Annotated in this window: 13 protein-coding genes and 1 pseudogene; 5 read left to right on the top strand and 9 right to left on the bottom strand. The window is 60.5% G+C overall.

The genetic code is table 11. The annotated features are described in order from the left end of the window. Positions 1 to 22: 22 nt before the first annotated feature. Positions 23 to 2,104: an autotransporter family protein gene (locus AC1DHT_RS20055; protein WP_427538035.1), complete on the top strand. Its 2,082-nt coding sequence runs from the start codon at positions 23 to 25 to the stop codon at positions 2,102 to 2,104. Between the two features lie 57 nt (positions 2,105 to 2,161). Here the strand turns inward: AC1DHT_RS20055 and AC1DHT_RS20050 are convergent, their stop codons facing one another. Together AC1DHT_RS20050 and AC1DHT_RS20045 are read right to left on the bottom strand one after the other, a co-directional pair. After that, positions 2,162 to 3,832, bottom strand: coding sequence for a ShlB/FhaC/HecB family hemolysin secretion/activation protein (locus tag AC1DHT_RS20050; RefSeq protein WP_442114539.1), 1,671 nt, complete (start codon positions 3,830 to 3,832; stop codon positions 2,162 to 2,164). 199 nt (positions 3,833 to 4,031) lie between these two features. Next, positions 4,032 to 5,699 carry a collagen-like triple helix repeat-containing protein gene (locus AC1DHT_RS20045; protein ID WP_427538029.1) on the bottom strand — a complete coding sequence of 556 codons (1,668 nt, stop codon included), beginning with the start codon at positions 5,697 to 5,699 and terminating at the stop codon, positions 4,032 to 4,034. 391 nt (positions 5,700 to 6,090) lie between these two features. On the opposite strand from AC1DHT_RS20045, the gene AC1DHT_RS20040 reads away from it, so the two are divergent. After that, entirely contained in the window at positions 6,091 to 6,540 is a 450-nt protein-coding gene (locus AC1DHT_RS20040; protein ID WP_427529418.1) for a DMT family transporter, read from the top strand. A gap of 6 nt (positions 6,541 to 6,546) precedes the next feature. Here the strand turns inward: AC1DHT_RS20040 and AC1DHT_RS20035 are convergent, their stop codons facing one another. Both AC1DHT_RS20035 and AC1DHT_RS20030 read right to left on the bottom strand, forming a co-directional pair. Next, positions 6,547 to 7,401 carry a MaoC family dehydratase gene (locus AC1DHT_RS20035; protein WP_427538026.1) on the bottom strand — a complete coding sequence of 285 codons (855 nt, stop codon included), beginning with the start codon at positions 7,399 to 7,401 and terminating at the stop codon, positions 6,547 to 6,549. A 2-nt stretch (positions 7,402 to 7,403) separates the two neighbouring features. After that, positions 7,404 to 8,756, bottom strand: a complete 1,353-nt coding sequence (locus tag AC1DHT_RS20030; protein ID WP_427538024.1) for a 3-oxoacyl-ACP reductase — start codon at positions 8,754 to 8,756, stop codon at positions 7,404 to 7,406. Positions 8,757 to 9,059: 303 nt separating this feature from the next. Here AC1DHT_RS20030 and AC1DHT_RS20025 point away from each other — a divergent pair, with 303 nt between their 5' ends. Next, positions 9,060 to 10,337 carry an acetyl-CoA C-acetyltransferase gene (locus tag AC1DHT_RS20025; protein WP_427538021.1) on the top strand — a complete coding sequence of 426 codons (1,278 nt, stop codon included), beginning with the start codon at positions 9,060 to 9,062 and terminating at the stop codon, positions 10,335 to 10,337. Here the strand turns inward: AC1DHT_RS20025 and AC1DHT_RS20020 are convergent. Continuing rightward, entirely contained in the window at positions 10,324 to 11,352 is a 1,029-nt protein-coding gene (locus AC1DHT_RS20020; protein WP_427538018.1) for a bile acid:sodium symporter family protein, read from the bottom strand. The two genes, AC1DHT_RS20025 and AC1DHT_RS20020, sit on opposite strands and share 14 nt — an antisense overlap. An 83-nt stretch (positions 11,353 to 11,435) precedes the next feature. Here AC1DHT_RS20020 and AC1DHT_RS20015 point away from each other — a divergent pair, with 83 nt between their 5' ends. Then, entirely contained in the window at positions 11,436 to 12,227 is a 792-nt protein-coding gene (locus tag AC1DHT_RS20015) for an AraC family transcriptional regulator (protein ID WP_427538015.1), read from the top strand. 103 nt (positions 12,228 to 12,330) lie between these two features. On the opposite strand, the gene AC1DHT_RS20010 is transcribed toward AC1DHT_RS20015, so the two are convergent. Both AC1DHT_RS20010 and AC1DHT_RS20005 read right to left on the bottom strand, forming a co-directional pair. Continuing rightward, a complete protein-coding gene (locus tag AC1DHT_RS20010; protein WP_371917734.1) occupies positions 12,331 to 13,059 on the bottom strand; it encodes a methyl-accepting chemotaxis protein in 729 nt (242 codons plus the stop codon). A 129-nt stretch (positions 13,060 to 13,188) separates the two neighbouring features. Further along, positions 13,189 to 14,121: pseudogene (locus AC1DHT_RS20005) on the bottom strand (cache domain-containing protein); the annotation flags it as partial. A 526-nt stretch (positions 14,122 to 14,647) separates the two neighbouring features. Between AC1DHT_RS20005 and AC1DHT_RS20000 the strand changes: the two are divergent. After that, on the top strand, positions 14,648 to 15,541 hold the full coding sequence (locus tag AC1DHT_RS20000) for a PA4780 family RIO1-like protein kinase (RefSeq protein WP_054595482.1): 894 nt from the start codon (positions 14,648 to 14,650) through the stop codon (positions 15,539 to 15,541). 54 nt (positions 15,542 to 15,595) lie between these two features. On the opposite strand, the gene trmA is transcribed toward AC1DHT_RS20000, so the two are convergent. Both trmA and AC1DHT_RS19990 read right to left on the bottom strand, forming a co-directional pair. Beyond that, positions 15,596 to 16,675 carry a tRNA (uridine(54)-C5)-methyltransferase TrmA gene (gene trmA, locus AC1DHT_RS19995; protein WP_427538012.1) on the bottom strand — a complete coding sequence of 360 codons (1,080 nt, stop codon included), beginning with the start codon at positions 16,673 to 16,675 and terminating at the stop codon, positions 15,596 to 15,598. Further along, positions 16,672 to 17,967, bottom strand: a complete 1,296-nt coding sequence (locus AC1DHT_RS19990; protein ID WP_427538009.1) for an NCS2 family permease — start codon at positions 17,965 to 17,967, stop codon at positions 16,672 to 16,674. The genes trmA and AC1DHT_RS19990 overlap by 4 nt, the downstream gene beginning before the upstream one ends. Between the last annotated feature and the right edge of the window lie 71 nt (positions 17,968 to 18,038).

Genomic DNA, 18,038 nt, shown 5'->3' with positions numbered 1-18,038 from the left:
AGGCTTCTGAAGGGAACCTGCATTGAACACCTCTTGCCTGCGCCGCTCGTTGTTGGCGCTTTCCGTGGCTGCTGCCGCGATTCATACCCCTGTTATTGCCGCACCTTTGAACCTGATCAACGACGGCTCGATCACGGCCTACGGTGACGGGGCTTTTGGCATCAAGGATCAGGGCGGTGTTGTGACCAACAATGTCCTGAATTCGGGCAATATCACCGTCAACGGGATGAATGCGACCGGGGTGTCACTGATCGGCACCCGCGTCGGTAACAGTGTGATCAACCAAGGCACGATTACGGCTACGGGCGCCAATGCTGATGCGTTGCGACTGGATGGTGCTGCACTCAAGCTTGCGCCCACCGGTGTCTCCTCGAGCATTAACAATACTGGCGCTATTTCCGGCGAAAGGTTCGGTATTCATATCAGCAACCAGCCAGTCACCGACCGCCTCCTCTCGATCACTCAATCCCTTGGCTCGATCGAAGGCGGTGACGCAGCCATTCAGGTCGATGACGGAAAAGCTTATTTCTACTGGAATGGCGGTAACGTCAAAGGCAACTTGATGGGCCTTTCCGGCGTGTTGATCAATGGTGATGCGAACGTGAACTTCGACGGTTCGACCATCAAGGCTGGCTACATCACGGTGGAAAAGGGCGAGCTGACGCTACAGCAGGCCCACACCACGATCATCGGCGAATTTGACATGGAAGAGCCGAGTTCGGTGTTGCATATGTTCCTGGGCAACGACACCAACCCCAATCTTCCGGTGCTCAAGGTCACCGGCCTGGCAGACATCAGCCCAGGTGCTCGTCTTGAGTTGAAGGCGCGCTCCGAAGACTTCCGTACTGCTAATGGCGGTACCCGTTACACACTCATTAGCTCTGGCAAACTGGAAGGCGGCGAGAACCTGAAAGTGTCGTCGTCCTCGGCGTTGCTGGAAGTCAAAAGCTACGGCGTTGAAGGCAATGACGTGAAGGCGCTGGTCAGCACCAAGAGCGAGGATGTAGTCAAACAGAATGTGGTGAACGCCGGTGGTTCATCCAGCGGTGCAGCGGCGGTCGGGCAAGTGTCGAACGCGGTGATGAGTCAACTGAGCGATCAGGACCCGGTGTTCAGTGCATTCGCCAACGCCAGCAGCGATGCGCAGTTGGCGAAGCTTTCCGAAAAGCTTGGCCCCGACGTGAGCGGTGGTGCGATCCAGGCGTCCACTAACGGCCAGACACTGATCTCGAACGCCATCAACACGCGCTCCAGCAGTGCCCGCAGCGGTTTGTCCTCGGGTGATGTGTTGGCCGAAAAAGGCGTGTGGCTGCAAGCCTTGAACAGCGATGCCGATCAAGGTTCGCGCGGCGGTGTCGCCGGTTATAGCGCCAACAGCCAGGGTATTGCGGTGGGCGCTGACGGTCAGTTGAATGCCGATACCACACTGGGTATCGCTTACAGCTACCTGAGCAGCAACGTGAAGTCCGACGCCGGAAGCAAGACTGACGTCATCGGTAACGCGTTGACGCTGTACGGCAACTGGACTCACGACAATTTCTTTGTCGACACCTCGCTGACCTATGGCTGGAACACCAACGAGTCCAAACGCTACATCGCCGGCACCCGTGCCAAGGGCGATTACGACAGTGATATCTTCGGTGTGAACGCGTTGGCCGGTTACACCTTGCGCTTCAATCAGCAGGTGTTGCTGGAGCCGCAGATCGGTGCGCGCTATGCCAACGTAGCGATCGATGCGTACCGCGAGAAGGGCAGTTCGGCCGCGTTGAGCGTCGGCAGCCAGCGTTATGAAGTGGGCGAGATGGGCCTCGGTGCACGCCTGGCTGCAGCCTTCGATGTCGGCGCCGGCAGCCTCCAGCCCGAAGCGAAGGCCATGGCGTGGCACGACTTCATCGGTGACCAGGCCAACGCGAGCTCGACCTTTGTGCTCGGCGGTACGCCGTTCACCACCAGTGGTGCGAAACCTGCACGCGACAGTTATGAACTGGGTCTGGGCGCCACCTACCGCATCGGTGCCTGGAGCGTGGGCGGTTCGTACGATTACCTGACCAAAGCAGACTTCAATGCAGACACCTTCACTGCCAAGGTTCGCTACGATTTCTGATTGATTGGCCGCAACCAAGACGACCCGCCATGAGCGGGTCGTTTTGTTTCTGCGGCTCTACAATTGGTAGCTGAAACTGATGCTGTAACGCGTACGCCGATTGAAGGTATCCAGCGCTTCATCGGACATGGCCTTGCCTGCTTCAAGGGCGATGTTGTAGTACCTGGCGTCGCCGAAGCGCAGGCCGACGGCCACCGAGGACAGGTTGCTGCCTTGTATCGGCAGGGTGTTGAACCAGGTTTTCGCACGGTCCAGTACGACGTAGGGTTGCAGGATGCGCACCCAGTTACCGGCGCGGTTGAAGCTGTAGTTGACTTCATAAGCGGCGCCCCAGCCCTTGTCGCCGGAAGCCTGGTCGTCGGGGTAGCCACGACCGAAGTTCTGCCCGCCGAATACCGCACGCTCACTGTCGGGCAGGGTGTCGTCGGTCCAGTACAGCGCGGCTGACAGCACACCTTGCCAGTTGTCGAAGAACTTGTTGCTTTGCACACCCGAGAGTCGCAGGCGGAAGAAATCCAGGTCGTAGGTCGGGTTGTTGGTGTTGGCACCCATGCCATTGATGCCCTGGTACACGCCGCCACTGATGATGCGCAGTTGTCGGTCATCGGCTTTGCGCCAGTCACCTTCGAAGGCCAGGGCGCGGACATCGGTATTTTCATCGACCGTAATCGGATAGCCAAGCACTTTGTAGCGGGTCATGTCGTCGACCGCATACAGGCGTGTCGTGAGTGTAAGCAGTTTGGTGGGTGAGGCGATCAGCGGATGGCTGAGGCCAATGGAGTATCGATCGTTTTCGCGGTGTGATTTGAGTTGCAGGCCGTTGTCCAGTTGCACAAGCGTCGCCGGGTCGGCGCGGTAGCGCGAACCGGACAACAGCAGTTGCGTGCCTTCGGCATTGAGGAACTGGTTGTAGTCCAGGCGGTAGTATTTTTCGTGGTCATCACCCGGTGGAAACAGACCACTGAGGGTGATCTGCTCACCCATCGACGTTTGCGAGTTGCTGCTGACACCGAGCAAGGCCTTGGTGCCTTTGCGGTTGTCTTCGGTAGTGCTCAGGCTACTGGCGAACGGTTTGCGACTGGCTTGCGCGATCAGGTAGGTCGCGCCGTCGGTAGTACCCGGTGGCGGCACTTGCGCTTGTACGGTGACGCCGGGGATGCGGCTCATCAGGGTGGTGTAGCGTTCGAAAGTCTTGCGCGTCAGCGGGCGTTCGGCCTGTAGCTTGGCCACCAGTTTATCGAGCAGGCCCTTGACCCGACCGACATCGCCCTGCAATTGATAGTCCTTGATATAGCCTTCTACCAACACCACGCGCACCACGCCTTTATCGAAGGTTTGCTGTGGCAGGAACGCGTAGGACAGCAAATAACCATCGTCCTGATAGCGTCGGGTGATGCTGCGTGCCGCTTCGATCAGTTGCGCGAGGGTGGTTTCATGGCCAAGCAACGGTTGATAGACGGCCCCCAGTTCGCGCAACGGGTAAAGGGTTCCACCTTCAATTTGCACGGTGCGCACGGTGACCTTGGTGCCCATCGTCAAGGGTTGTGCCGAGGTGGCGGCAGGCTCCGGGACTTGCAGCTTTGGCGTGGCTGGACGGTAGGCGTCGGCAGGCAGGTTGGGGGCAGGCAGGTTGCGGGTGGTTTCGTTGCTATTGAGGAAAGCGGGGAGGGAGTCGGCATAAACACCAGAGCAACAGATGAGCAGCAACAAGCAAGCCAAAGCGCGCATAGAACACCCCATGATCAAAACCGCAGCATTGCGAAAGGATCTTCGATCAGTTGTTCCCGTCAGGTTCTGAGGACGTGATTCGGGGACAACCGATGTCTTGCGCCAACATGGAAAATGACGGAAAACCCATTCGAATCTTCCGTCTCCAACCAAACGTAGGCGCTGTAGGAACGGCCGTCGAATCGGCCAGGTGCAATGACTACTTGGTACCTGTCAGTGTGCCGGTCAAACTGCCGAGCGCACCGAGTCCGCCGAGCCCACTGGTGGTACCGCCACTGGTCGTGCCGGTGAGCAGGCTGCCAACGGTGGTCCCTGCGGCGGTCACGGTATTACCGACCGCAGTGACAACCGGGTTGGGGGCGGTAGCGGTGATGTTGGTGCCTGCGCCGCCGATGGCGGCGCCGGTTTGAGCGAGTAATCCATTGACCGGTGCAGTCAGGCCCGTGGTGCCGGCCACTTGTTGAGTCAGGCTGGCGACACCGCTGGTGACCGGATTCAACGCAGCACCGACCGTTGCGCCGACGGCGGCCAAGGGAGCGGTCGTCGTTGTGTTGGCGACACCCGTACCGCCCAGGAGCGTGCCTGTTCCAGCCACCAGGTTACCCGCCGAGCCGCCCGTTACTGCGGCAGAGCTGATCGTTGGGTTGGTGTTACCGGCGTTGAGTCCGCCAGCGACATTCACGACCGCACCGCCGACGGTTTCCAGCAGCCCGCTGCCTGTCAGACCACCGGTTCCACCCGCTGTACCGGACGTGGTCGTCAGGCCACCGGCCGCGCCAGTGGTGGTTGCCGTGTTAGTCAAGGCGCCACCGACGATGTTGGTCAGCGGATTGCTGGTGCTCGAGGTGGTGACATTGCTGCCCAAGCCACCAAGTGCGCCGCTGACGTTGTTGAGCAGACCGTTGACCGGGGCGCTTAGCCCGGTGGCACTGGCGACTTTACCGGTCAGGCCTTCAGCCAATGTGACCACCGGAACCAGCGTGTTGGTGCCCACACCATTGCTCAACGAACCCAGCGGACCACTGCTGGTGACGGCGCTCAGGGTGTTGCCGAGCATCGAAACGCTACTGCCTGCCCCACTCACCACGGGTGCAACCTGGGTGATCAGGCCGCCGACCAGAGGAATGCTTTGAGTGGTGGTCGACAATTTGCCGCTCAGATCCGTCACGCCGTTGCCGACGTCAGTCACGACATTACCGACCACCGCTGTGGTTTTACTCACTGCCAGTGGATTCGAGCCCAGTGTACCGAGGCCGCTGTTCAGACCGCCGCCCAGGCTGTCGACCACATTGCCCGTCGTATTGACGGCACTTTGAAGGACGCCGCCGACTACCGGAAGGGGCGCGACGGCGGTGCCAAGATCGCTCACGCCAGCACCCACGCCGCTGACGGTGCTGCCCAGATCGGAAACCAGCGTACTGGTTGTCAGGGCAGGGCTGGTGGTGCTGCCAGTGCCACCGGTTCCGCCTGTTCCCGTCGTGCCGCCGCCAGTGCCACTGGTTCCGCCTGTTCCTGCCGTACCGCCGCCAGTGCCTCCAGTCCCGCCTGTTCCTGCTATTCCGCCGCCAGTGCCACCGGTTCCGCCTGTTCCCGCCGTACCGCCGCCAGTGCCGTCTGTTCCACCAATCCCCGCCGTACCGCCGCCAGTGCCACCGGTTCCGCCTGTTCCCGCTGTACCGCCACCACTGCCGTCCGTACCGCCGCTGCTACCCGAGCCGCTGGAACCACCTGCACCTGCGGCACTGTCAGGCGATGAGCTGCCGGGACTGCTGTGATGACCGCCACCGCCGCTGCTGCAACCGGTCAGGCTGAGACTCAGGACCAACGCCAATGCAGTACTGGTTTTCAACAAAACGTGAGAGCTCATGAGTAAGTTTCCTTGCACCTGTCACAACGATCACTGTTTTCGATTGCCTGCCAGTTCTGTTGCTGGCAATGCCTCGTCCGTTGCTTATCTATCTAATGCAGGTGCTGTTTCAGGCCATACTCAACTTGGTATTAACAACTTGTATATCACGGATCGAGTTGTACTTGAGGGCTAATACCAAAGGTATGAAATGGTGCGTTTTCTTATAATAAAATCCTTATAAATCAATGGATGATGTTTTTCTGGAAACCGTGAGGCACTTCGAAAAACTTAAGTTATATATATACAATTAACCGGGGGGGCGATCAGGCGTGGCTGCACGCAAATGTCGCCCACGGTTCATCCGAGGGCGGCGTATACTGCGCGCCTCATTCACTCAATGGAGAACAGCATGCCGGCCCCCGTCTGGTGGTTGCTTTGCCTGCCTTTTATCGCGGGTGCGTTTTTGCCCTTGCAGGCCGGTATCAATGGCCAACTGGCCAAACAAGTGTCGAGCGTACTGGCCGCTGCGCTGATTTCGTTTTTTGTCGGCACCGTGGCATTGTTGCTGCTGGTCGTGATCCAGCGCGAAACCCCGGCATTGGAGACACTCAAAAGCCTGACCTGGTGGCACTGGAGCGGTGGTCTGCTCGGCGCATTTTTTATTACCACGGCCGCTTTCGCCGGGCCGCGCATTGGCGCCATGTTGTTCATGGCGCTGGTGCTGGCGGGGCAACTGGGGATGGCGATGACCCTGGATCATTTCGGCTGGGCCGGGTTTCGCGAAGCACCCGTCAGCGCCGGTAAAATTGCCGGGCTGGTGTTGATTATGGCGGGTGTATTTTTTATCCGGCGCGGCTGAGCGGCCTCAGGCAAGCGGTTGCCAGGTACCGAGCATGTGTTCCAGATTCCCGGCGCCGATCACCTTGAAGTCACCACTTGAGCCGGCAGCGCTGGACAGCAAGGAGACCTCGCTGGGTAAGCGCACCGGTTTCTTGAATTGCACGGCAATCTCGATGTTCGACGTCGGCAGATGCCCGCTCAGGGCCGCAAGGGTGCGCGCCTTGATCCACAAACCGTGGGCGATGGCCCGGGGGAAACCGAAGAGTCTCGCGCTGACAGCACTCAGGTGAATCGGGTTGTAGTCACCGGAAACCCTGGCGTAGCGCCGGCCAATTTCACTGGGCGCCCACCAGCGGGTGACCTCGTTCATGGTCAGAGCAGAATCCATCGACGGCTCGATTGCTTCGCCGGGAAGCTTCACGCCTTTGCAGAGCATCTGGCTTTCGGCTTCCCAGAGCGGCCCGAGCGCGTCGTCAATCGTGGTGATCAACTCAAACACCGCACCCTTGGCGTGGGGTTGCAGGTTCTGCACCCGCACACTCACCCGCACTCGAGCGACTGCGCCCAAGGGACGCAGAATGCGGATGCGATTGGCCAGGTGAACCAGCCCCAACAGCGGAAACGGAAATGTCCTGGCAGTGAGCAATTGCATCTGCAAGGCGAACGCCAGCACATGAGGATAGGTCGGCGGCAACAGGCCGTCATCGGTAAACCCGCACACCTTGCGATAGGCTGCCAAACGCTTGAGGTCAACGTTGACCCAGCAACGAAAGCCATCCTCGGGCAGGGTGGTGCCGGTGATCTTGCGCCGCGTCGCCGCTCGCCAATACAACTCGGGCAAGTACGGTGTAGTGCTCTGTGAATGCCAATCTGTTTCCATGTTCAGGCCCCCAATACACTTTGCCCACACACTCGCAGCGCTTGCCCGCTGACCGCGCCGCTGCCGGGTTGGGCGAGCCAGACCACGGCTTCAGCAACGTCTTGCGGCAGTCCGCCTTGGCCCAGTGAGCTCATGCGTCTCCCGGCCTCACGCAAGGTAAACGGAACCTGCGCAGTCATTCGGGTTTCGATAAAGCCCGGGGCGACAGCGTTGATGCTGATTCCACGCGCTGCCAACAGTGGCGCCCAGGCCTGAGCCAGACCTATCAGCCCGGCCTTGCTCGCGGCGTAATTGGTTTGCCCGCGATTGCCGGCGATGCCGCTGATCGACGCCAGCAGAATCACCCGACCGTTATCGTGCAGGGCGCCGCTGTCGAGCAGCGCTTTGGTCAATACTTGCGGTGCATTCAGGTTCACTGCAAGCACCGCATCCCAGAATTCCGGTGTCATGTTGGCCAGGGTTTTATCGCGGGTGATGCCCGCGTTATGAACCACAATGTCGATGCCGTTCGGCAATTGCTCGATCAATTGCGCGGCGGCGTCTTCGGCGCAAATGTCGAGGGTGATGCTATGGCCGCCGAGGCGGGCAGCGAGGGCATCGAGATCGGTCTTGGCCGGTGGGACGTCGAGCAGTACCACCTGCGCACCGTCGCGGGCCAGGGTTTCGGCGATCGACGCGCCGATCCCGCGAGCCGCGCCCGTCACCAGCGCCGTGCGCCCCGCCAACGGGCGAGTCCAGTCCTGGACCTGAGTGTCGCAAGCGTTCAGCCGCACCACCTGTCCCGAGACATAAGCACTCTTTGGCGAGAGGAAAAACCGCAGCGCCCCTTCGAGTTGGCCTTCAGCCCCGGCGCCGACATACAGCAACTGCAAGGTGCCGCCACTGCGCAACTCTTTGGCCAGCGAGCGGCTGAAGCCTTCGAGTGCACGTTGGGCACTGGCGGCGAACGGGTCACTCAAGGTTTCCGGTGCGCGCCCGAAAATCACCAGATGGGCGCTGTGCTCGAGGTTTTTCATCAACGGTTGAAAGAACTCACGCAGCTGCTTGAGTTGCCCGGTCTGCATCAGGTCACTGGCATCGAACACCACGGCCTTGAGCTTGGGACCGTGGCCCGGAATCCACGCCTGGGCCAGCAAGGGTTCAGGGCCGTAGCTGTAAATCTGCTCGGTGAGTTTGTTGGCGAACGCGCTGACGTTCTGTGACAGCGGGCCGCCACCGATCAACAGCGCGCCATCGACGGGCCTTAGGCGACCGGCCTCCCAGCGTTCCAGGCGAACCGGCGACGGCAGGCCAAGGGCCCCGACCAGGCGGTGGCCGAGGGCCGAATTGGCGAAGTCGATATAGCGGTCAGACATGGAAGACTCTCCGGCAGTGAGGGTACAAGGTGTGGACCACGAATCGCGATCAGTCGTTCGATCCGCGAGATAAGGCCTACGCTTGATCACAGCAGATTAGTTTGAATCCGGGGTTTTTGTTGGTTGGCAGGGCATTTAGATGAATGCGCAACTGGCATAGGAATGCAGTACCTGTGGGAGCGAGCCTGCTCGCGATGAGGCCGGCACATCCAATTTTTTTGCCGGCTGATACACCGCAATCGCGAGCAGGCTCGCTCCCACAGGGTCCTGTTTTTACATTCAGATATTGATAGGGAGCTTTTCATGACTCAACTGCGCCGCGTCGCGATCATCGGCGGTAATCGCATTCCTTTTGCTCGTTCCAACGGGCCGTATGCAACCGCCAGTAACCAGGCAATGCTGACGGCGGCGCTCGAAGGCTTGATCGAACGCTACAACCTGCATGGCCTGCGCATGGGCGAAGTGGTGGCGGGGGCGGTACTCAAGCTTTCCCGGGACCTCAACCTGACCCGCGAATGTGTGCTCGGCTCGCGGTTGTCACCCACCACCCCGGCCTACGACATTCAACAAGCCTGCGGCACCGGCCTGGAAGCGGCGTTGCTGGTGGCGAACAAGATTGCCCTGGGGCAGATCGACTGCGGCATTGCCGGGGGTGTCGACACCACGTCGGATGCACCGATCAGTGTCAGCGACGGCTTGCGCAAGATTCTGCTGCAAGCCAACCGCGCCAAGAGCACCGGCGACAAGCTCAAGGCTTTCCTGCAATTGCGTCCCCGGCATTTGATCCCCGAGTTTCCGCGTAACGGCGAGCCGCGCACGGGGCTATCGATGGGGCAGCATTGCGAGCTGATGGCGCAGACCTGGAACATTCCTCGTGCCGAGCAGGATCAGCTGGCGCTGGAAAGCCACCAGAAAATGGCCGCGGCCTACGCCGAGGGCTGGCAGAACGATCTGATGACCCCATTCCTCGGCCTGACCCGCGACAACAACCTGCGCCCGGACGTGACGCTGGAAAAACTCGCCTCGTTGAAACCGGCTTTCGAAAAGAGCGACAAAGGCACGCTCACTGCCGGCAACTCGACACCGCTGACCGATGGCGCGTCGCTGGTGCTGCTTGGTAGTGAGGAGTGGGCGAAAGAGCGCGGCCTGCCGATCCTCGCCTATCTGCGCGACGGCGAAGCGGCAGCGGTGGATTTCGTCAACGGTGCCGAGGGATTACTGATGGCACCGGTCTACGCGGTACCGCGTTTGCTGGCACGCAATGGCCTGACCTTGCAGGACTTCGACTATTACGAAATCCACGAAGCCTTCGCCGCGCAAGTGCTCTGCACCTTGAAGGCCTGGGAAGACCCGGATTACTGCAAAAACCGGCTTGGCCTCGATGCACCGCTAGGTTCGATCGACCGCAGCCGACTCAACGTCAAAGGCAGTTCACTGGCGGCCGGACATCCGTTTGCCGCGACTGGTGGGCGAATCGTCGCCAACCTTGCCAAGCTGCTGGACGCCGCCGGGAAGGGGCGCGGATTGATCTCGATCTGCGCCGCCGGCGGTCAGGGTGTGACGGCGATTATTGAGCGCTGAGGGCAGCCGTATTTTGTTGCTCGGCCAATACCCGATTGCGATTGGCATAACTCTCGGCCATCACTGAGCAGACGACCAGTTGCAGCGGGTGATAGATCATGATCGGCAACAGGATCAGACCCAGCCCCGGGTTGGCACCGAAGATCAGCGCGGCCATCGGCGCACCGGCGGCCAGGGACTTTTTGCTGGCGCAGAACACTGCGGCGATCTCATCGGCGGGGCTGAATTTCAGGGCACGGGCGGTGCGGGTGGTCATCCACAGAATGATCGCCAGCAACACGGCACTGCCGACCAATGCACTGAGAATCACCGTGTTGCCCTGTTGCTGCCACATCCCGGAAACCATCGAGTTGCAGAACGCCGCGTAGACCAGAAGCAGGATCACCAGTTTGTCGACGATGTTGGTGTAGCGCTTGTGGCGACTGAAAAACTTGCCGAACAGCGGCCGCAGCAACTGACCCAGTACCAGCGGCAGCAGCAACATGGCACAGAGATCGAGCAGGGTTGAACCCAGGTCGATACCGCCAGCACCGCTGCCCACCACCAGGCTCACCAGCAACGGCGTGAGGAAAATCCCCAGCACGCTGGACAGGCTGGCATTGAGAATCGCCGCCGGCACGTTGCCGCCGGCGCTGCCGGTCAAGGCCACGGAAGAGGAAATGGTCGAGGGCAGGGCGCACAGGTAGAAGAACCCGAGCATCAGCAGCGATGGAATGTGTGAACCCAGCAGCTTGTCGCTGACCAGCCAGATCAGCGGGAACACCAGAAAGGTGAAGCCCTGGATCATCAGGTGCAGGCGCCAGTTTTTCAAGCCGTGGCGGATCTGCTCGCTCGACAGGTTGACCCCGTGCAGGAAGAACACCAGGAACACGCCGATGTTGATCACCCACTCGGCGTGCATCGTGCCGCCAGTGGCGCCGAAGCGCGGGAAGATGTACGACAGCAGCGTGGCGATCAGCATCCCGCACAGGAACCAGTCGGTGACCACGCGTTTGAGGTGTTTGACGGCATGCATAACGGGCACCGAAGGCATTGTAAGAAGAGATGACCTAGCCTAAGGTCAAGACTTCCGCCCGTCTTGCGACATAAGGCCAACCAATGCCGGCTAACGGACAAATTTCCCTCGAACGGACTATTCCGACCCTGACGGCGTTGCCGCGCCCGCTGTTTGCCCGTGCGGAAAGCCTCAGTGCCGGCTCGTGGACGCCACCTCATCGCCACGATTGGGTGCAATTTTCCTACGCCATCAGTGGCGTGCTCGGCGTGCACACCGCCGAGGGCAGTTTCTTTGCGCCGCCGCAGTGGGGGATCTGGATTCCGGCTGATCTGGAGCACCAGGTGGTGACCTCGATGCGCGCGGAAATGCGCAGCCTGTATGTGCGGCGCGAGGCGTGTGCCTGGGCGGACGAGCGTTGCCGGGTGCTGGAAGTTACGCCGCTGGCGCGTGAGCTGATCAAGAGCTTCTGCCAACTGCCGGTGGACTATCCAGAGGGTGACAGCCGTGAAGCACGCCTGGTCGAGGTGCTGCTGGATCAATTGGCGAGCCTGCCGGAAGTCGGTTTCTCTCTGCCGTTGCCACGTCACCCGCGTTTGCTTGGGTTGTGCAACGAACTGATCGCAAGCCCTGAGCAGAGCGTGACGTTGCATGAATGGGCCGAACGATTGGGGACGTCGGAGAAAACCCTGATGCGCCTGTTCCAGCGTGAAACCGGATTGAGTTTCCGCAGCTGGCGCCAGCGCATGCGGCTGTTGTCGTCATTGAGTTTGCTGGAAGACGGCAACAGCGTGACCACGGCGGCGCTGTCTAGCGGCTATGACTCGACTTCGGCGTTTATTGCGGCGTTCAAAGGCCTGTTCGGGTTTACCCCGGGAGAGTTGTTCAAGCAGTGACGGCCTCATCGCGAGCAGGCTCGCTCCCACGGGTTTTTGCAGTGTCCTTGTGGGAGCGAGCCCGCTCGCGATTGGCCGCGAAGCGGCCACCCTGATTCTATTATCAGGTACGGAACCGCCGAACCAACCCGTCCAGCTCATTCGACAGCCCCGCCAGACTCTGGGAGTCGAGTCGTGCCGAGTTGGCCAGTTCGGCCACCAACTGCGCATCGCCATGGATCTGGCTGATGTGCCGATTGATGTCTTCGGCGACCTGATGCTGTTCTTCCGCGGCCGTGGCGATCTGGGTGTTCATGTCGCGGATCACGTCCACCGACTCGCGGATCTGCCCAAAACTGTTGCGCGCTTCGCCGATCCGGCTGACCGACTGTTGCGACACCTCGAGGCTGGCGTGCATCTGCTGGGTGACTTGACTGGTACGTTTGGCCAGGTTGCCGAGCAGTCCGTCGATTTCCGCGGTGGAATCGGCCGTGCGCTTGGCCAGTGCGCGAACCTCGTCGGCTACCACCGCAAAACCGCGACCTTGCTCGCCAGCACGGGCCGCTTCGATCGCGGCGTTCAGTGCCAGCAGGTTGGTTTGTTCGGCGATGGAGCGAATGGTGCCGAGGATCGACTGAATGTCATTGCTGTCGCGTTCCAGCTGCTGCATTGACTGCGCCGACTGTTCGATTTCCTGGCTCAACTTGTCGACGCTGTGCACGGCCGCATCGATCTGTTGCTGACCTTCGCGGGCCTGACGCTGACCGCTGTCGGCCGACTCGGCGGCCTGGCTGCAGGAACGCGCGACTTCGTTGGCGGTGGCGACCATCTCATGGAAGGCCGTGGACACCATGTCCACCGCTTCACGTTGGCGCCCGGCGGCGTCGGCCATGTCGCTGGAGACCCGGGTCGCGCTTTGCGAGTTGGCAAGAATTTTGGTCGCAGCGCCGCCGATGTGCTGGATCAGGCTGCGAATCGCGGCGAGGAACTGGTTGAACCAGTTGGCCAGTTGCGCGGTTTCGTCGCTGCCACGGATCTGCAGGTTCTGGGTCAGGTCACCTTCACCTTGGGCAATGCCTTCCAGGCCGCTGGCAACGCTGCGGATCGGCCGCACGATGAGGCTGGCGAAACTGGCGCCGACCACGGCGAAGAACACGGCGAGAACGGCGGCGATGATCGCGATCAGCCAGGTCAGCGCAGTGGCGGAGCTCATGACGTCGGTTTGCTTGATCAGGCCGATGAAGGTCCAGCCCAGTTGTTCCGACGGCCAGACGTTGGCCATGTAGCGCTCGCCGTTCAACTCGACTTCGACCAGGCCTTTGCCGGCCTTGGCCAGTTGTGCGTAACCGTCGCCCAGGCTGCTCAGCGCTTTGAAGTTGTGCTCTGGCTGTTTCGGGTCGACCAGCACGGTGCCGTTGTTTTCCATCAGCATCAGGTAGCCGGTTTCACCGAGCTTGATCTGTTTGACGATCTCGGTGAGCTGCTTGAGCGTCACGTCGATGCTGACCACGCCACCATTGGTGCCGAGCTTGTTGTCGAGGGTGCGCACGGTACTGACGTAAGTCGCATCATCCTGAGCCCAGTAATAAGCCTCGGTGCGAAACGGTTTGCCCGGTTTGGCTTGTGCCGCTTTGTACCAGGGACGCTGGCGCGGGTCGTAATTGGCCAGTTTCGGGTCATCGGGCCAGGACACGTAACCCCCGGCACTGGTGCCAATGATGGCGTACGCGTATGACGGATGACTGGCGCCCAGGTCTTGCAGCAAAGCAAACACCTGCTTGTCCATCTCGCCTTGCGGAATCTCCGTCGCATTGGCGCTCATGTAGGTCTTGAGGCTGGCGTCGGTGTTTTTGATCAACGGCTGGGAGGCCAGGTAGTTGACGTTCTGGCTGATGCCGTCGAAGAACAGTTGCATGGCATTGCTGACCTGGCGGATCTCTCGACCGCTGCCGTCGACAAAGTTATCTTTGGCATCGCTGCGCAGGTTCATGACCACCAGGGTGGCGACCAGCACAACCGGCAAGCAGGCGATGACTGCGAACGCCCACGTCAGTTTTTGTTTGATGTTCATCCGCGCTCCAGATTTTTTTTCTTATTAAGCCCACGCAGTGCTGATGACTCGCGGATTGTCGGACAAATTCCTTTCTCTGTTAGGACTTCGGCCGCCAGGGGCGGAAATTGAGGGTTATTGGTAAAAATCCTACAAGGAGTGACTTGTCTGATCTCAGACTCTGTCGCAAATGCCCGCTGATCCAGTCGCCAACGTGCGGCTGACTCTCGGCTATGATCTTCGTCGCTCAACAGGGTTTACCTGATTAATCTGGCACATTGGGTGCATCTGCAACGTTCATAGGTCGGCAACCCCTCCCCGACAGGAGAGGATTGCCGTATAACGAATGACATTCGCGTGTTTGGTAATAAAGGACCCACAATAAAAGCTGATGAAGACTCCAAAACGCATTGAACCGCTGATCGAGGACGGTCTGGTTGACGAGGTGCTGCGCCCACTCATGAGTGGTAAAGAAGCAGCTGTTTATGTGGTGCGCTGCGGCAACGAGTTACGTTGCGCCAAGGTTTACAAGGAGGCGAATAAACGAAGTTTTCGTCAGGCGGCCGAGTATCAGGAAGGTCGCAAGGTCCGTAACAGCCGTCAGGCTCGCGCCATGGCCAAGGGCTCCAAGTTCGGTCGTAAAGAAACCGAAGACGCCTGGCAGAACGCCGAGGTTGCGGCATTGTTCCGTTTGGCCAGTGCCGGGGTGCGAGTGCCCAAGCCGTTCGACTTCCTGGAAGGCGTGCTGCTGATGGAACTGGTGGCGGACGAGTACGGCGATGCCGCGCCGCGTCTCAACGACGTGGTGCTGGAAGCGGATCAGGCGCGTGAATACCACGCCTTCCTGATTTCGCAGATCGTGCTGATGCTGTGTACCGGTCTGGTGCACGGTGACCTGTCCGAGTTCAACGTATTGCTGACCCCGGACGGCCCGGTGATCATCGACCTGCCCCAGGCAGTCGACGCTGCCGGCAACAACCACGCGTTCAGCATGCTGGAGCGTGACGTGGGCAACATGGCCTCGTATTTCGGGCGCTTTGCGCCGGAGTTGAAGCGGACCAAGTACGCCAAGGAAATGTGGGCCCTGTATGAAGCCGGCACCCTGCACCCGGCCAGCGTGCTGACCGGTGAGTTCGACGAGCCGGAAGAGTTGGCGGACGTGGGCGGCATCATGCGTGAGATCGAGGCCGCGCGCCTTGACGAGGAGCGTCGGCAAGCGGTTCGCGCCGCAGACGACGCCCCTCCGGGCAAAACCGAAGAGCCGCCTCCGCCGTGGATGCAGTGATCGGTTGACAAAAAACCCGGCTTCGGCCGGGTTTTTTGTATTGAGCGAATGTAATCAACGTCGGGTCAGCAAGACCCCGGATTCCATGTGGTGCGTCCACGGGAACTGATCGAACATCGCGCAGCGGGTGATGCGGTGGGTGTCGTGCAATTGGGCGATGTTGGCCGCCAGTGTTTCCGGATTGCACGAAATGTACAGAATGTTCTCGAAGCGTCGGGTCAGCTCGCACGTGTCCGGGTCCATGCCGGCGCGCGGTGGGTCGACGAACACGCTACCGAACTCGTAGCTCTTCAGATCAATGCCGTGCAAACGGCGGAACGGGCGAACTTCATTCAGCGCTTCGGTCAGCTCTTCAGCAGACAGACGCACCAAAGTGACGTTATCCACAGTGTTTTCACTGAGGTTGCTCAGCGCCGCATTCACCGAGGTCTTGCTGATTTCGGTGGCCAGCACTTTGCGCACGCGGGTCGCCAGCGGCAGGGTGAAGTTGCCGTTACCGCAATACAACTCCAGCAAGTCGTCGGAGCGATCGCCCAGAGCGTCGTAAGCCCAGTTGAGCATCTTCTGGTTCACCGTACCGTTCGGCTGGGTGAACGCGCCTTCCGGTTGGCGATAGCTGAAGGTACGACCGCCGACTTCAAGTTTCTCGACCACATAATCATGGCCGATCACTTCGCGTTTGCCCTTGGAGCGACCGATCACGCTGACATTGAGGTCCGCGGCCAGTTTCGACGCCGCCGCGTGCCAGTGCTCGTCCAGCGGGCGGTGATAACACAAGGTGATCATCGCATCGCCGGCCAGGGTGGTCAGGAACTCCACCTGAAACAGCTTGTGGCTCAGGGCGGCGCTGGCTTGCCAGGCGGCCTTGAGCTGCGGCATCAACTGGTTGATACGCTGGCTTGCGATCGGGAACTCTTCGATCAGGATCGGCGTGCGTTTGTCTTCCTGGGAGAACATCGCGTAATGACGCTCGCCGGCTTCGCGCCACAGGCGGAATTCGGCGCGCAGGCGAAAGTTCGCCAGCGGCGAGTCGAACACCGCAGGTTCGGGTGCATCGAACGGCGCCAGCAGGTCACGCAGGCGCGTGGCCTTTTCTTCGAGCTGAGCGGTGTAAGCCTGGGAATCGAAAGTCATGCGTTGAACCAACCCAACTTGATCACGAACAGAATCGACAGAACCACCAACGCCGAGTTCAGTTCACGGCCACGACCGGACAGCAACTTGATCGCGGTCCAGGAAATGAACCCGAACGCGATACCGTTGGCGATGGAGTAAGTGAATGGCATGGCCAGTGCGGTAACGACCACGGGCGCGGCAACGGTGATGTCGTCCCAGTCTATTTCCGCCAGGCCCGAGGTCATCAGTACGGCGACGAACAGCAAGGCTGGTGCGGTGGCGAAGGCCGGTACGCTGGCGGCCAGTGGTGCGAAGAACAACGCCAGCAGGAACAGAACGGCCACCACGACGGCTGTCAGGCCAGTACGGCCGCCGGCACTGACGCCCGCCGCCGACTCGATGTAACTGGTGGTGGTCGAGGTGCCCAGCAGGGAACCGGCCATGGCCGCGGTGCTGTCGGCGATCAGCGCACGACCCATTTTCGGCATGTGGCCGTCCTTGCCCATCAGGCCGGCGCGCTTGGCGACGCCAATCAGGGTGCCGGAGTTATCGAACAGGTCGACGAACAGAAAAGCAAAAATCACGCTGACCAGACCGATGTTCAGCGCGCCCTTGATGTCCAGTTGCAGGAAGGTCGGCGCCAGCGAAGGCGGCATCGCCATCACGCCGCCGAACGGTGTGAAGCCCAGGGCGATGGAAACGATGGTCACCGCGAGGATGCCGATCAGCACGGCACCGCGCACTTTCAAGGCTTCGAGGGCGACGATCAACGCAAAACCCAGGGTCGCGAGGATCGGTGCCGGTTGTTTCAGGTCGCCGAGGCCAACCATGGTCGCCGGGTTACTGACCACGATGCCCGCGTTATGCAGGGCGATCAGCGCCAGGAACAGACCGATGCCAGCGGCAATCGCCGAGCGCAACGCCAGCGGGATACTGTTGATGATCCACTCGCGGATGCGAAAGATCGACAGCAGGAAAAACATGACCGCCGAGATGAACACCGCCCCCAGCGCCACTTGCCAGGTATGGCCCATGTGCAGAACAACGGTGTAGGTGAAGAAGGCGTTCAGGCCCATGCCCGGCGCCAGCGCGATCGGGTAGTTGGCGATCAGGCCCATCACCGTCGAGCCAATGGCTGCTGCCAGGCACGTCGCGACAAACACCGCGCCCTTGTCCATGCCGGTCTCGCCGAGGATGCTCGGGTTGACGAACAGAATGTAGGCCATGGCCAAAAAGGTCGTGATACCGGCAAGAATCTCGGTACGCACGTTGGTGTTGTGTGCCTTGAGTTGAAACAGCCTTTCCAGCATGTCTGCTCCCCGTGGCGCGCCCGGCGCCGTGAATGTATCGACTTCAACAGCAAGGCACAGGCCGTGCCAGG

The organism is Pseudomonas sp. 05N432 (assembly GCF_056396945.1).
This window is presented reverse-complemented; position numbering and strand designations above follow the sequence as displayed.